At 65.6% G+C, this 16,331-nt stretch carries 9 protein-coding genes; all 9 read left to right on the top strand.

Annotation, left to right across the window (positions count from 1 at the left end; translation table 11 throughout):
• Positions 1-25: 25 nt before the first annotated feature.
• Positions 26-3,382, top strand: a complete 3,357-nt coding sequence (locus OK345_RS15715) for a GH92 family glycosyl hydrolase (RefSeq protein WP_265128957.1) — start codon at positions 26-28, stop codon at positions 3,380-3,382.
• Positions 3,382-4,086 carry a basic secretory protein-like protein gene (locus OK345_RS15710; protein ID WP_265128956.1) on the top strand — a complete coding sequence of 235 codons (705 nt, stop codon included), beginning with the start codon at positions 3,382-3,384 and terminating at the stop codon, positions 4,084-4,086. The genes OK345_RS15715 and OK345_RS15710 overlap by 1 nt, the downstream gene beginning before the upstream one ends.
• 771 nt (positions 4,087-4,857) lie before the next feature.
• On the top strand, positions 4,858-6,825 hold the full coding sequence (locus OK345_RS15705; RefSeq protein ID WP_265128955.1) for a TonB-dependent receptor domain-containing protein: 1,968 nt from the start codon (positions 4,858-4,860) through the stop codon (positions 6,823-6,825).
• A 1-nt stretch (position 6,826) separates the two neighbouring features.
• Positions 6,827-10,747, top strand: a complete 3,921-nt coding sequence (gene cobN, locus OK345_RS15700; protein WP_265128954.1) for a cobaltochelatase subunit CobN — start codon at positions 6,827-6,829, stop codon at positions 10,745-10,747.
• Positions 10,744-11,220 carry a MotA/TolQ/ExbB proton channel family protein gene (locus OK345_RS15695; RefSeq protein WP_265128953.1) on the top strand — a complete coding sequence of 159 codons (477 nt, stop codon included), beginning with the start codon at positions 10,744-10,746 and terminating at the stop codon, positions 11,218-11,220. The genes cobN and OK345_RS15695 overlap by 4 nt, the downstream gene beginning before the upstream one ends.
• Positions 11,220-11,540 (top strand): DUF2149 domain-containing protein, encoded by a 321-nt coding sequence (locus OK345_RS15690; protein WP_265128952.1) that lies wholly within the window; start codon positions 11,220-11,222, stop codon positions 11,538-11,540. The genes OK345_RS15695 and OK345_RS15690 overlap by 1 nt, the downstream gene beginning before the upstream one ends.
• A 351-nt stretch (positions 11,541-11,891) precedes the next feature.
• On the top strand, positions 11,892-13,004 hold the full coding sequence (locus tag OK345_RS15685) for a tyrosine-type recombinase/integrase (protein ID WP_265128951.1): 1,113 nt from the start codon (positions 11,892-11,894) through the stop codon (positions 13,002-13,004).
• Position 13,005: 1 nt separating this feature from the next.
• Positions 13,006-14,514 (top strand): site-specific integrase, encoded by a 1,509-nt coding sequence (locus OK345_RS15680; protein WP_265128950.1) that lies wholly within the window; start codon positions 13,006-13,008, stop codon positions 14,512-14,514.
• Entirely contained in the window at positions 14,511-16,250 is a 1,740-nt protein-coding gene (locus OK345_RS15675) for a hypothetical protein (RefSeq protein WP_265128949.1), read from the top strand. The genes OK345_RS15680 and OK345_RS15675 overlap by 4 nt, the downstream gene beginning before the upstream one ends.
• The last annotated feature ends 81 nt before the right edge of the window (positions 16,251-16,331 follow it).

The following is a 16,331-nucleotide window of genomic DNA, read 5'->3' as shown; positions in this document are numbered from 1 at the left end:
CACCCCGATCCGGAGCCCGTGGCCGATGACCCCGACCTTCCATGCAATCGCGCCCTTCCTCGTCGCGGCCATCGCCGCGGTCGGATCGCCCCAGGCCAGGGCTGGCGTGTTCGACACCTCGTTCGAGGACGGGCAGCCGCAGGCCATCGCGCAGGGGCAGGGGAGCCTGGCCGTCGAGGTCGGCAGCGGCCCGGACGCACCGTATGCGGCCAAGCCCGATGCCGGCTACAGCGGGCAGCAGGCGCTGCGGTACGAGGCAACGGAAAGCGGCCGGCGGCGGCTGTTCGATGTCGACGTCCGCATCGAGGCGGATACCACGCTGTCCTGGCTGGTGCTTCCCGAGATCGTCGACGGCGATACCGTCGCATCGACCTATGTCTCGCTCGACCTGGTCTTCGACGACGGTCAGCGCCTGTCTTCGACCCAGGCAAGGGACCAGCACGGATTCGGCATCGGCGCCCGGGCACAGGGCGAATCGAAGTCGCTGTACCCGCAGCAATGGGCGCGCAAGGCGGTCCGGCTGGCCGACGTGCCTGGCCTGCGCGGCCGCCGCATCGTCGCGATCGAGCTGGAGGTCCAGCCACCGGAAAACCGGCCGGCGCGCGGCTGGATCGACGACGTCGCCCTGCAGGAGGTGCCGCGGCCGGCGTGGAAGCGCCCCAGCGAGTGGGTGCTGACCACCCGCGGCACCCAGGCCAACGGCCGCTTCTCCCGCGGCAACAATTTTCCCGCCACCGCCGTGCCGCACGGTTTCAATTTCTGGACCCCGGTAACCGATGCGGGTTCGCTCGGCTGGCTGTACCGCTGGAACGAACACAACGGCCCCGACAACCGTCCGCGCCTGCAGGGCCTGGCCCTGAGCCACCAGCCCAGTCCGTGGATGGGGGACCGGCAGACGTTCCAGGTGATGCCGTCGGCCGATGCCGGGGTTCCCGTGGCGGACAGGGAGAAGCGCAGCCTGTCCTTCTCGCACGACGCGGAGGTGGCCCGCCCCTACGAATACCGCGTGCGTTTCGACAACGACATCGTTGCCGCCGTGGCGCCGACGGACCATGCGGCGGTGTTCGAGTTCGCTTTTCCCGACGGCAGCGACGCGAACCTGCTGTTCGACAACGTCGATGGACGGGGCGGGCTGCGGCTGGATGCGGCCGGGCAGACCCTGTCCGGATACACCGACGTGCGCAGCGGCCTGTCCACCGGCGCGACGCGCATGTTCGTGGTGGCCCGGTTCGATGCGCCCTGGCAGGCCAGCGGCACGATCGAGACCGGGCGGCCGACGGGCTACGTGAAGTTCGCCGTCGGCGACTCCCGCATCGTTCGCATGCGGATCGCCACATCGCTCATCTCCGTCGAGCAGGCGTGGCGGAACCTGTCGCTCGAAGTGAGCGACGACGATACCGTGGCCAGCGTCGCCGGGCGCGCGCAGCAGCAGTGGGACGCGATCCTGGGACGGTTCGAGGTGACCGGCGCCAGCGACGACCAACTGACCACGCTGTACTCGAACCTGTACCGGCTGTTCCTGTACCCGAATTCCGCCGCCGAGAACGTCGGCACGGCCCAACAGCCGCAATGGCGCCACGCCGACCAGATGAGCTGGTCGGACGACAACGTTGGCGGCGACGAAACCCGCAGTTCGGCGCCCATCCGCGATGGCCGGATCTTCGTCAACAACGGGTTGTGGGACACGTTCCGCACGACCTGGCCGGCCTATGCGCTGTTCGCCCCGGAGGGCGCCGGCGTGCTGGTCGACGGTTTCCTGGAGCAGTATCGCGCCGGCGGCTGGGTGGCGCGCTGGTCTTCTCCCGGCTATGCGGACCTGATGGTGGGGACCAGTTCCGACGTGGCCTTCGCCGATGCATGGCTCAAGGGCATCGACGGTTTCGATCCGGCCGAGGCCTACGATGCGGCGCTGCGCAACGCGACGGTCGCCGCGCCGGACCGGCACGTGGGCCGCAAGGGACTGGCCCAGTCGATCTTCCGTGGCTATGCCGACACCCGCGTGCACGAAGGATTGTCGTGGACGATGGAGGGCGCGCTCAACGACTTCGGCATCGCCAACATGGCGCAGGCGCTGTCCCGGCAGGCGTCCTCCGCGAAGGAAAAGCGCCGCTACGAGGAAGAGGCCGGGTATTTCCGCTACCGTGCCGCCGCCTACGCCAACCTGTTCGACCCGGGCACCGGTTTCTTCCAGGGCCGCGATGCCAGCGGGCAATGGCGCCTGGGCGCCGCCGACTACGATCCCCGGGTATGGGGCCACGACTACACCGAGGCCAACGGCTGGACCTTCGCGTTCACCGCGGCCCACGACGGCAATGGCCTGGCCGCGCTCTACGGCGGCCGGGAACGATTGGCCGGCAAGCTGGACCGGTTCTTCGCGACCCAGGAAACCGCCGAGGATGCCTTCGCCGGTTCCTACGGCCGCGTCATCCACGAAATGACGGAGGCCCGCGACGTCCGCCTGGGAATGTATGCGCACAGCAACCAGCCCTCGCACCACATCCCGTGGATGTACCTGTACGCCGGGCAGCCGTGGAAAACCCAGCAGCTGACCCGCGAGATCGTTTCGCGCCTGTACCTGGGCAGCGAGATCGGCCAGGGCTATCCCGGGGACGAGGACAACGGCGAGATGTCCGCCTGGTACCTGTTCGCCGCGCTGGGGCTCTATCCATTGCGGATGGGCGCGCCCGAGTACGTCATCGGTTCGCCATTGTTCGACCAAGCCAGCGTCCGGCTCGGCCCGGGCAAGCGGCTCGTCGTCCGCGCGATCAACAACTCGGCGCAGAACGTGTACGTCCAGTCGTTGAAGGTTAACGGCAAGCCCTGGCGCAAGACGTGGATCCCGCATTCCATCGTCGCCGCGGGCGCGGTCCTCGAATTCACCATGGGGCCCGAGCCGTCCCGCTGGGGAACGCGCCCGGAAGACGCGCCGCCTTCGCTGACGCCCGCCGGCAAGGCCCCCGAGGTCCTGGTCGACCTGATCGATCGCGACGCGAAGATCGTGGCCACCGGCATCGATACCCCGGTGGTGCTGGTGGACGACGACGCGACCACCGGCGCGCTGCTGGGCGGCGAACCGGCCACGGTGGAGATAACGCTCGCGGCCGCTGCGGAAGCGACGTACTACACCCTGACCACCGGCGGCCAGCCCGTGGAAGGCGCGGCATGGACGCTGGAAGCCCGGAACGGGGAAGGGCAGTGGCAGGCCATCGATTCCCGCGACGGCGAGGATTTCCGATGGACGCCGCAGACACGCCCGTTCCGCGTCGCCGCGCCGGGCCGCTACGAACAGTACCGTTTCCGTTTCGACGCTCCCGGCCGCCTGCACCTGTTCGAGGTCGAACTGCTGGCTCCCCGCGTCCCCGCATCGCTCGAGGAGCGCTGATGTCCCGTCCATTGCCGACCCTCGCATTGTTGCTGCTCGCCACGACCCTTGCGGCAACGGAGGCGGATGCGGGCGAAACGACCCTCACCCGCGACGGGATCGTCGTGAACTATCGCGACACCGCGGATTCGCTGACGCAGGACGTGCGCGACAGGATCCTCGACACATTCTTCTCCGCCTATCTCCGCGAGCGCGCGGACTTCAATCGTTCCGCCCCCGCAGAAATAGACATCGTCATCGACCCGGCGTACGAAGGCGTCGCCTACGTCGACCGGGTGCAAGGCAGGCCAACGATGACCATCAACCCGGGTTGGCTGGCGCTCCACCCGCAGGACGACGACCTGGTCACCCATGAAGCCATGCACATCGTGCAGTCCTATCCGGAGTACGCGAACGAGAATTCGCCGGCGTGGCTGGTCGAGGGCATCGCCGACTATGCGCGCGACCGCTATGGCCTGAACAACGCCGCCGGCGGCTGGGCACTGCCGACCCGGGTCGAGTCAGGCCACAACTTCGACAGCGGCTACCGCGTCACGGCGGCCTTCCTGAAATGGAGCGAATCGCGCCACCCGGGACTGGTCATGCGGCTCGACACGGACCTGCGCGAGGGACGCTACACGTCGAAGACATGGCGACAGGCGACGGGAAAGGACGTGGAGGCGCTGTGGGACGAGTACGCCGGGGAAACCCGCGCAGCGCCGTAACCCACCCCTCAGGGGGCGATCGGTAAACGGTTCGCCCTTGCCGGTGCGCTGGGCGCGCCCCTCCCAATCCGGCCAGGCAATCCAGCCGTGCAGGAATGCACCGGTGCTGGCGAACAGCTGGCGCCGTTTTGTTTGGCCGTTCCCATGCCCATGAGGCTTGGCCACTGTCGGCAGCGACGGAATCGGGTTCCGTCGGTGGAGTTCCGCAGATGGCAACCCGCAACTCGATCGGTGGAGACAGAAAAGCCCCCTGCAGATGCGATTGCCGGGAGCGGCGGCTCTCACGCTTGCCCGCTGGCCACGGTAGCCAATCCAGCCCCAATCCAGTCAATGACCGGCTGTCCTCCAGTGCCGGCAACCCGTAAGGCAGCGCACGTCATCGCAGCGGACTGGACGCTTTCATGCCGAACGGCTGCACCCGCATGATCCCGCCGCTGCCAGCCCCCATGGGGTAGCGCGCCCTGGAATACGGCGCGCAGCCGCTCAAGGCGCAAGAGCCGGTGCGGCAGAGGAAATTCCTCAAGCGCGCTCAGGTCGCTGATGCAGCCGGACTGTTCTTGCCCGGCTCCCTGCCAACACCCCTCCAGCTGCCACCTGCCGCGCTTTCGATCATCGCCATGCATGCAGGGGCGACTCGAAGCCGACGGACATCCCGTGCCTTTCGAGCAGGAGCACAAGTGGAAAAAGGGACTTGATAAAATGTTATATCATCACATTAAATACATCCCAACCTGGGCGCGACAGACGCCCTCATCCGTTGGAGAAGTCCTTGTGATCGCGCGTCCCCGGTTTCCCGTGCACCGCCGCCTGAGCGCGGCCCTGGGCGGCCTGCTGGCCTTGCCCGCCCCGCATCTGCTTGCCGGCGGCATCGCCGCGGAACCCGTCGATATCGCGCCGGTGGTGGTGACCGCCACGGCGACCGAAAGGAAACTGGACGACGCCCCCGCGTCGATGACGGTCATTACCCGCGAAGAGCTCGGGCAACGCCCGATCCAGGACCTGTCCGACGCCTTGCGCGGCACGACCGGCGTCACCGTGGGCGGCATCGGCCTGTCCCGGCGCGGCATCCGCATCCGCGGAATGGACAGCGAATACACCCTGACCCTGGTGGACGGCCGCCGGGTCAACGCGGCCAGCGACGCCATCGCCCATGCCGATTTCGACCTGGGCTGGATTCCGGTCGAAGCCATCGAACGCATCGAGGTGGTGCGCGGCCCGATGTCCTCGCTGTATGGCTCCGAGGCATTGGGCGGCGTGGTCAACATCATCACCCGGCGCGCCACCGACGAATGGAAGGGCAGCGCCACCTACAACGGCGGCGTGGTCGAGGGCGGGCTGGGCGGCGGCAGCTACCAGGCGGGCATCTACGCGGGCGGCGCGCTGATCCGGGACGAACTGGGGCTCAGCTTCTACGGCGAAACCCGGCGCCGGGACGACATCGCCGACCCGCTCGACCGACGGCTGTCCGAGCAGGAGGGCCGGCGCTCGCGGAGCGGCAACCTGGTGCTGACCTGGACGCCCGGCGAGGCCCAGCGCATCGATTTCGGCCACCTGCAGGGCAACGAGAAGCGCTGGCGCGATGCGTTGCAGGCCGGCGCGGCGCCCTACGTCTACGAGACCGTCGATCACGTCGACCGCACCCAGACTTCGCTGTCGCATCGCGGCCGCTGGCAATGGGGCGAGAGCCTGCTGCGCGCCTATCGCTCGACGCTGGAGCGGACCAACCGCCGCTCCCTCGGCGAAGCCACGCGGCCGCAGGACCTGGGCGAAGACACGGTCGACGGCCATGCCAGCGTCGGCCTGGGCGAACGCCATCGCCTGACCATCGGCGGCGAATGGCGGCGCGAGCAGCTGGACGACAGCTCGGTGGCCGCCAGCGGCCATGCCGGGAGCATCCAGCGTGCGCTGTTCGTGCAGGACGAGATCGACCTGACGGCGGACTGGTCGCTGGTGGTCGGAAACCGCTCCGATCACCACCAGCAGTTCGGCTGGCACCAGAGTCCGCGCGCCTACACCGTCTATCACCTCGGCGAGGGATTCACCCTCAAGGGCGGCGTCGGCAGCGGCTTCAAGGCGCCGAGCCTGAAGCAGCTGTCGCCCGAGTACTCGGCGGTGGGCGGTGGCGGGCGCTTCACCATCTACGGCAATCCCGGGTTGAAGCCGGAAACCGTGACCACCTGGGAGGTCAGCGCCGGCTGGCGCGGGCAGGGCTGGTCGCTGGAGGCCACGGCCTTCCAGAGCCGCCTGGAGGACCTGATCCAGACCCTCTGCGTGGCCGATTGCGGCATCCGTGGCCGCGAGGTGCGCAACTACGTCAACGTCGCCGAAGCGCGCATCCGCGGCGCCGAACTGTCGGGCAGGCTCGAACTACCGGCGGGCTTCTCCTTCGACGCCAACTATGCCTGGCTGCAACCGCGCGACCTGGGCACCGGCCTGCCGTTGACCGAGCGCCCGCGCCACAGCGGAGCCGCCACGCTGGCCTGGAACCACCGGAATTTCCGCGCCGGCCTGCGGAGCGAATACAAGGGCACGCAGTGGCAGACCGCCGACACGGCACTGGTCGAGCTTCCGGCCTACACGCTGTGGTCGCTGGACCTGGGCTACCGCATCAGCGATCGTGTCAGCCTGCGCGGCAGCATCGAGAACCTGGGCGACGAACGCCTGAACGAAAGCTCGGCGCTGTACGCCTATCCGGAAACCGGACGCTACTACAACGTCGGCATCAGCCTGGGCTTCTGAGATGCGGCGATGGTTCCTCCTGCTTGCCGCCTGGCTGCCGATGGCGGCACTGCCGCTGGCGGCGGCCGAACCGGCAGCTCCATCGACCAGCGCACCGCTGCGGGTGAAGGTGCTGGCCAACGATTTCGTCCTGCCGGGCAAGACGGCGCGGCTGGCAGGGTGGGGAGCCGAAGCCGGCGTCGTGTTCGAGCATGTCGTGGTGGCCGGCGACGCCGCGCCGGAGGCGTGGCTGCACCCGGCGGACCTGCTGATCCTGGACACGCCGCGTCCGTCCGACGCGATCGAGGTGCAGGAACGGGTCGGTGCGGCGCTGGCCGCCAGCGGCAAGCCCTGGATCCGCATCGGTGGCGGACCGCCGGCATCCGGCGGACTGCCGGCCGACGTGGCGCGGCGCCTGACCGGCTACTACGCCGCGGGCGGGGAAACGAACTTCCGCCGTCTGGTCGACTACCTGGCGCGCCGCCATCGTGGCGAAGACACCGCCGCCGTGCCGCCGCCGCAACCGATGCCGGATATCGGCTACTACCATCCGCAGGCGCCGATGCTGTTCGCCAGCGCGGCGGACTACCGGCGCTGGCAGGCGGGTCGCGGTGACGACGCCGGCACGACCCCGCCGCAGGTCGCCGTCGTCGTGTCGCCGGGGGCGGTGGCGTCGATGCAGACCGCGGTGCTGGACGCGGTGATCGCGCGCAGCCAGGCGCATGGCGTGCAGGCGTTCGGCCTCTGGTTCGATGCCGCCGATCCGCAGGGCCTGGGCAGGGCACTGGACGGGATCGAGGTGGATGCCATCGTCAACCTCACCCACCTGCAGAATGGAGGCGCGCGCAGCGAGGAATTCCGGGCGCTGGACGTTCCCGTGCTGCAGACGCTGAACTACCGCCAGGGCGGCGTCGCTGCCTGGCGCGCCGCCGGCAGCGGCGTGCCGACGTCGCTGGTCGCCACCTTCATCGCCGTGCCGGAAGGCTGGGGCATGAGCGACCCGCTGGTGCTGGCGGCAGTGGAGCGCGGCGAACAGGTCCCGATACCGGAACAGGTCGACGCGCTGGCGGCCAAGCTGGCGCGGCTGGCCGCGCTGCGCCACAAGCCGGCGGTGGAGAAGAAGCTGGCGTTGATGTTCTGGAACTACCCGGCCGGCGAGAACAACCTCTCCGCCTCGCACCTGAACGTGCCGCGCAGCCTGGAAGCATTGAGCCGGAGCTTGCAGGAGGCCGGCTACAAGGTCAGGCCTTCGACCGAGGCGCAGCTGATAGCCGCCGGGCAGGCGATGCTGGGCGGCTACTACCGCCCGGAGACATTGGATTCGCTGCGGGACCGCGACCTGGCCGAGGCCTTTCCGGTCCGGCGCTACCGGCAATGGCTGCAGACCCTGCCCGACGCGCAGCGCGACGCCTTGCTGGCGCGTTGGGGCGAGCCGGAATCGCACCCGGCGGTACGCACCCTCGACGGCGAGCAGGTCTTCCTGATTCCGCGCCTGCGGCTGGGCCACCTGCTGCTGATGCCGCAGCCGCCGCGGACGGGCAGGGTAGGCGAAGCCACCCACGACCAGGCCTCGTTGCCGGGCCACTACTACCTGGCCGCCTACCAGTTCCTGCGCGAGGGCTACGGCGCCGACGCACTGATCCACTTCGGCACCCACGGCACCCAGGAATGGACGCCGGGCAAGGACCGCGGCCTGTGGGCGAACGACCATCCGTTCCTCGCCGTCGGCGACCTGCCGGTGTTCTATCCCTACATCCAGGACAACGTCGGCGAGGCGGTGCAGGCCAAGCGCCGCGGACGCGCGGTGATCGTCAGCCACCAGACCCCGGCGTTCGCGCCGGCCGGGCTGTACGAAGAACTGCGCGACCTGCATGCGCTGGTGCACGAATACATGCAGCTGGACGAGGGCGGGGTGCGCCGGCGCACCGCCGATGCCATCGCCGATGCCGCGATGGCGGCGGGCATCGCCGGCGACATGGGCTGGGACCGCGCCGCCATCGACGCCGACTTCGCCACCTTCTTCGGCGCGCTGCACGACCAACTGCACGAACTGGCGCGCGGCGCGATGCCGCTGGGCCTGCACACCTTCGGCGAGCCGGCGGCGGCGGAGCATCGCCTGGGCATGGTGATGCAGCAGCTGGGCGAACCGTACTACCGCGCCCTGGGGCTGGATCCGCAGGAGCTGTTCGCCGAGGATTTCCGCCAGCTCCAGCAGAGCGGGCCGTACCGCCTGCTGCATCGCCACCTGCGCGAAGGCGTTGCGCTCGACGACGTCGCCGACCCGACGCTGCGCGCGCAGCTGGCGCGTGCGATCGAACTGGATCGCGCATTGGCCGACACCCGGGAGATCGAATCGTTGCTGCGTGGCCTTGCCGGCGGTTTCGTGGCGCCCGGCGCCGGTGGCGACCCGATACGCAATCCCGATATACGCAGCGGCCGCAACCTGTTCCCGTTCGAGCCGGACAAAATTCCCACCCGTGCCGCCTATGAGGCCGGCGCCGAAGCATTGCGCCAGCTGCTGGCGGCCTACCGCGACGAGCATGCCGGCCAGATGCCGCAGAAGCTCGCTTTCAGCCTGTGGTCGTCCGAGGCCATCCGCCACCTGGGCGTGCTGGAAAGCGAAGTGCTGCATGCGCTGGGGCTGCGGCCGCTCTGGGACGAGGGCGGGCGCGTCACCGCGCTGGAGATCGTGCCCGACGCCGAACTGGCGCAGCCGCGCATCGACGTGGTGCTGCAGGTCACCAGCGTGTACCGCGACCAGTTCGACGGCTTCATGCGCCTGCTGGCCGACGCCATCGACCGGCTCGCCGCCATCGAAGGCGACGCCAATGCCGTGGCGCGCAACAGCCGGGCGCTCGCGGACAGACTTGTCGCCGCCGGCCTGGCGCCGGAGCGCGCCGCGCAGCTGGCGCGGCTGCGCATCTTCGGCAACGCGCCCGGCGAGTACGGCAGCGGACTGCCCGATGCGGTACTGGACGAACGCCAGGACAAGGGCGATGCCGCGCTGGCCGAACAATTCCTCTCGCGCCTGCAGTACGCCTACGGCGCGCGGGAGTGGGGCGCGGCGGTGCAGGGCAGCAACCTGTTCGCCGAACAGCTGCGCGGCGTGCAGGCGGCGGTACTGGCGCGCTCGTCCAATACCCATGGGCTGCTGTCGACCGACCATCCGTTCGAGTACCTCGGTGGCCTGTCGCTGGCGGTACGCCACCTCGATGGCGCCAGCCCGTCGCTGTACGTGGCCGACCTGCGCGAACAAACGCCCCGGACCACCAGTGCCGCACGGTTCCTGGCCGGGGAACTGCGCAGCCGCTACCTCAATCCGCACTGGATCGGCGCGATGCAGCAGGAAGGCTATGCGGGCACGCTGGAAGTCCTGAACGCGGTCAACAACCTGTTCGGCTGGCAGGTCACCGATCCCTCCAGCGTGCGCGGCGAGCAGTGGCAGGCGATCCACGACACCTACATCCGCGACAGCCGCGACATGGGCATCGATGCATGGTTCGACCGCCACAATCCCGCTGCGCAGGTCCAACTGATCGAACGCATGCGCGAAGCCATCGCTCGCGGCTACTGGCACGCCGATGACCGCACCGTCGCCGAACTGGAGCAGCGCCTGCGGGCGTTGAACACTCCCGCGAAGCCGGATACCGGGCAGGCGACGGCGGCCGGCGGATTCGGGCTGGACGCGCCCGCGGCCGGGATCGACGCCGCGGCCGCCGATGCGATGGAGCAGGCCGAGCCTTCGCCGTCCAGCCCCCCGGACACGCCGGCGCCACAGGTCCGCGGCCGGGTGATGCAGGAAGTTGCCGCCACCGGGCATGCCGCGCCGCCACGATGGCGGACCTGGCTGGGCCTGGCGCTGCTGTCGCTGTTCCTGGCCATCGGTGCCTGGCGGCAATGGCGCGACAACCTACAGCCTTCCCAAGAGCGAACCCCGCGATGAATCTTCTGGAAACCAGCCTCTACGACCTTTCCCATCTTTTCCTGCTGCCGGTCCTGCTGCTGATCGTCGCCGCGCTGGCGTACGCGTTCGTCAGCCTGGGAGCATTCCTGCTGGAAGTCTGGCAGCGCTGGCGCGGCAGCTACCGGTCGCGCCTGGCCATCCACCATGCCCGTGTCGGCGGCGACAGCGACGACCTGGAACTGTGGATACTCAAGCGCCTGGAATGGCTGCGCGTCACTTCGCGCACCGCACCGATGCTGGGGCTGGTGGCGACCATGATCCCGATGGGGCCGGCCTTGCTGGCCTTGACCCGCAACGACGCGCAAGGCGTCGGCGAGAACCTGGTCGTGGCGTTCTCGGCGGTCATCCTGGCGCTGGTCGCGGCCAGCATCACGTTCCTGATCCTCACCATCCGCCGCCGCTGGGCACTGCAGGAACTGCGCGACATCGAGCGCCGCAGGGAGAACGGCTGATGCGTTTCCTCGAACACGACGAAATCGACGACCCGATCCTGTCCGTGGTCAACCTCGTCGACCTGTTCCTGGTGGTCATCGGCATCCTGATGATCGTCATCGTGCGCAATCCGCTCAATCCGTTCTCGCAGGACGACGTCGTCGTGGTGGAGAACCCCGGGCAGGCCAACATGCGCATGATCGTCAAGAATGGCGAAACGCTGACCCGTTACGAATCCACCGGGGAAATGGGCGAAGGCGGTGGCGTCCGCGCTGGCATCACGTACCGTCTGGACGACGGGCGGATGGTCTACGTGCCCGAAGCCGAATCCGCGCCGTAGATGTAAATCGACGCGGGAACACGCGGGGAGGCGAGACGATGCCCAGCAGCGGCTTGAGCAGGCTGGCGTAGTAGCGCATGGCACGTGCTAAGGCATGCCATGGACATGACATAATATACATTATGCGAAAATCTAGTACTTCTCCCGGTGTTGCGTGGAAGTCCTAGATTGGAGCCTTCCGTCCGCAACAGAGCCTTTGTTCGATGGTACATATGGTGTTGCTTCCTCAACAGGAAATAGCCTTTGCTCAACGTGCTTACGGATCCTCAGGTTCCAGCCTCACTACGGGGCGCCTTACTCGTTGACGATGTTCACAGGCTGCCTCGTTACTGGGCTAGCGTCTGGGCGTTGATGTCCAACCATGACCTCGCCGCATCTAGCCAGGTAAAGAAGCTTCGGTACATCGAGAGTTTGTACGGCCATGCGGATCGTCAGTTCGGCGCCCACGCGCTGGATGACGCCTTGGGCCACCTGAACGAGGTCGTGCTCGCCGAGATCCTAGAGTCCTGGTTCATATCGATCCGCAATCAACCTTCCGTTGGTCCTGCGGACGAATCACGTTGGCGCACCGGCTTAGCATTTGTCGGGTCCGTGGTCACCTGGTTGTCCAAGTCAACGTTGCCAACCGACCGTCTCCGGCAGATTGAAGCTCGCCTGCATCGCCTATCCCACCTGTATGGGCAGCTCCACGTCCGCAGGAGCCGCCAACCGAGTCAGATCCGTTCATTGCCGGCGAGCGTGATCAAGGCGCTCTACGAAATGCTAGACCCGGCATCGGCTACCAATCCTTTTGCACGACAGCACACGCGATGGCTCGCCTTTATTTCCTTCCTGTTGATGCTCCATCAGGGGCTTCGACGCGGCGAGCTCCTGTTGCTTACTGCGGACGTGATCAAGGACGGATTTGATGAAGGGCAACAGAGGTCTCGCTGCTGGATGAATGTGCAAGAGAGCCTGTATTCCGATGACGGCGATGATCCGCGGTATTCCAGACCCAGCATCAAGTCGGCGAACTCTGTCCGCCAACTGCCGGTGAGCGAAGCGGTCGCGGGGTTAGTACAAACCTATGTTGAAAACTATCGAGGTAGGCCAGGTCACGCCTTTCTGCTGAACACACAGCAGGATAGCCCACTGTCCACTGAATCCTTGACGAAGATGTTCCTGAAAATTTCCGCGGCCCTACCCCCCTCCGTTCTCCGGGAGCTGAAGGAGCGGAGCGGAAAACATTCAGTCACACCCCACGACCTTCGTCATACGTGTGCCGTAGTGCGACTGAATCAACTTCTTCACCATGGGGACTCAATGGATGAAGCACTGCAGAAGCTCAGGGCCTTCTTCGGCTGGTCGCGAGAATCACAGATGCCCGTTCGCTATGCAAGAGCGGTGTTCGAAGACCGTCTATCGTCGGTTTGGAACAACGCATTTGACGACCGAGTAGAGGTTCTGAGAGCAATTCCTTCCTGATATGCAACGTGATCATCATCGTCGGCTCGACGCGTCAATGCTGAGCGAAGTCGCTGCGCAGCTTCCGCCATTGCCGCCCGTGATTAGGTACTACGACGATTTCGATGACACGACTCGTTCCATTCGAAGTCCTGCGACAGCCAACCGCTTCGCAGTTCATGCGAATGGAAGCGTTGTCAACATCGAGTTCGCTCTGGTTGAAGAGGCATTTGGAACCCTTCTTAAGCACGTATTTCTGCACATTATTGGAGAGGGCTTCGCGCCGAGAACCGCCGCAATGTACACGCTCGGAGGGAAGCACTTTGGAAACGAAGATCTTGCTGGGCTTTTGGGCTCTGGACCCACAGGAATATCTTCCGTATGGACCGCCCTCCTCGCGAAGACCTTGCCTAGAGACGCCTACTCCTGCGCTAAATCGATCCTCAAGCTGCTCTGCCAACATCGCATCAATGGCTGGTCAGACTCTTATCACGATGTCATATCTGCTCTGCCCCTACCCTTCAAGGACAAGTATGCCGTCGTCCGATCGGGAGAAGCCTTTATTTCGGTTGACGATGAAGCTGCAGTAGTTCGGTTCTTGGATGAGGCGGCGGTCCAGGCAAACATGTCGTTGCTGGCTCTCGAGGATGTGCAAGACGCAGCGATGTTGCTTTGTGCGTATCAGTTCGCAATGCGACCTATTCAGATTGCAATGCTCACGTTTCGTGACGTAAAAGTTCGTCGAGAAGATGTCGGCATGCTCGCGTCTGTCCATATCACATTCCGGATGGCGAAGCAGAGGAGTTCCAGTGCCGCCAAGCCGCTGCTTAGGCGCGTGAAACGCGAGTGGACCCCACTCTTCGTCGAAATCGATCGGCACTTTCAGGCTGGTGGCGATGATGCGGGCGCTAGGGTGTTCGGCGCCACATCCGCTAATGAAGCAAGTCGTCGCATCAGCTCCCTACTTCGTGACCTTCTCGAGATCGGCGCGACTGCCGTCAATCTGCGGCACACAGCCGCTCAACGCCTCGTTGACGCAGGCGCAAGCCAAGAGGAACTGGCCGAGTTCCTTGGGCACTCGGATGTAACGACTGCGCTTGTGTACTACGAAACATCGGCCAACCAGGCTGAGCGGGTGAACAAGGCACTGGGAATCTCCGAGATATATCAACGCGTGGCTCGAATCGCCCACGATCGGTTTATCGGTCCAGAAGAGCTCGCTGAATTGAAGGAGTCCCAGCAGATAGGCGGAGCGCCACACGGTGTTCCGATCGCGGGGATCGGTGGGTGCACCTCCGGGCAGGCTGCGTGTCCCTACAACCCGATCTTGTCCTGCTATGGCTGCAGGAAGTTCATGCCGATTCACGACGTTCAGATCCACTCGAGAGTTCTAGCCGAATTTCGGGATGTGGCGCGGTTTTTCCACAACTCGTCTCGTGGCGACGCGGTTTCGCCGGCCTATCTACAGCTTGAACGGACGATCGCAGAGGTTCAGGCAGTGGTGGTTGAGCTCGAAGGTACGCCGTCTTGAATCCCCACTTCTCCGCTTTCATCAAGCTCGGAATGGAACTGGCCGCGACGCATGGGGTTCCTTGGGGAATTCCTCTGGACCAGAGCGGCACGGCGATCAAAGGGTACGACTGGGACCTCACTGCGCTAGCAGGAGGCGTTGCACCCAAGCATCGCTTGCGCCACTTCAGTTCGGAACCTTCGGCACTTGATGCGCTCAACGCAGCCCACTCTTCGAACGGGCTACCGGTTCTGCATGCGCGCACTTTTTCGCCCGCATGGCAAGACCTCATCAAAGCTGCCGTCATGGAACAGCTGTTTGTTCGCCGCAACTCGTTCGGTCACATCGCCAACAATGTGGCACGCCCCTTGCGCGTGATCGCTACATGCGCGGGAGACGCTGAGCCGTGGAGTGTCACCGTCGACGAGATGGCTCTCGCGGTTCGCACCGGCAACAGCATCCAGGCGTCGGGCAAGCTTGGAGACTTGATCGCGGGTCTGACCAAGGTGGTGTTTGATGCCAACCATTTGGCCGATGTGGGGCCGCTCTACCCTGCCCTCGCCGCCGCACGTCTCCAGCCTAGAGCCACTCGGCGGTCCAAATTTCTCAATTCTCAAGCGGAGATTCGGCACAACCTGGAAGATCGCAAGCGCGCTGAGCGCCTGCCAGAACGTCGCGCGTTCTGGGAGTTGGTCCGGATCGTTATGACCGAGCAGCCCCTGACCTTCATGGACGAACTGCGCTTTGCAGCCATTCGCATCATGATCTTGACGGGCTTCCGAATTGGTGAGGCCACGCTCCTCCCCGCTGAGTGGCGGACGGACCGGCACTATTACGACTCGAAGCAGCGGCCTGCAGGGGAGCTAGGTGGCTACTCCAAATCGCTCATGATTAGGCACTTCGCCGAAAAGCAGCAGGCAAAGAATGCCGATAGCAAGGTGCTAGTCGCCAAGACTCACTACGTTCCCCAGATGTTCGAGGAGATCGTGAGCGAGACCCTGACCCGTGCTGAGGCAATCACAAATCCGCTACGAAGCACGCTGAGGAAGCAGACTGAAACAGGGCGCGTTCTGCCAGACTTTGCGCTCGGTGAGCTGGTGCCGACCACGCAAATCTACTCTCGCCTTTCCGGAAACGCCTTCTGGCTAGACCTGGCCGAGGACAAGAAACAGTATTGGATGCAGAAGTGCCGTCAGAACTATTCCGCTGATTGCTTCGACGAGCTCCAGAAAGTTCAAGAGAGCTTGAATGCCAGTCTTCAAGGTGAAATGAGTGCGACCGCTCGCATGTACTTTCGCCGGATGGCGGGATTCGAGGGCAAAGATGGTGGCGCATTGGTGCTGAGAGACGTCGAAGGCAGGGCGGTCTCACCCAACGGCAAGCGCGACATGAGCAAGGTCTTCGTAAGAATCGGAGATCTTGAAAGTTACCTTCGTGTCGCGGCCAGCTCAAAGTTGCCGGACACCGAGCTTTTCAGTCTGACCGATCGCAGCTTTGCTTCCTGGGAATTCCTTTTCCTGCATCCGAAACGGTCCCTAGCCGAGGAGCGAAACAATGGGGTCTGCGATGTCACCCGATACATCTCCGTTGGTCGGCCCGATACAAGCTTGGTCAATCTTTCCCTCGGCGAGCAGAAGTCCCGCGACACGCTGTTCAAACGGTATGGGCAATCTGACGACGACAAGGACCTGGTACTCACCTCCCATACCCTGCGTCACCTGCGACGTCCCCCCGCCTTCAGTAGCACGGCGGTTTAGAGTCCGGGATCAATCGTAGCGGATGCCAGCTGGCTGGCGTAGTCGCTCGGGGTCAGTCCGCCGAGCACCTTCTTGGGTCGC

The sequence above is a fragment of the Xanthomonas chitinilytica genome (assembly GCF_026107455.2).
Lineage (GTDB): Bacteria > Pseudomonadota > Gammaproteobacteria > Xanthomonadales > Xanthomonadaceae > Stenotrophomonas > Stenotrophomonas chitinilytica.
The sequence above is the reverse complement of the archived record's forward strand: the minus strand, read 5'-3'. Positions and strand labels throughout refer to the sequence as shown.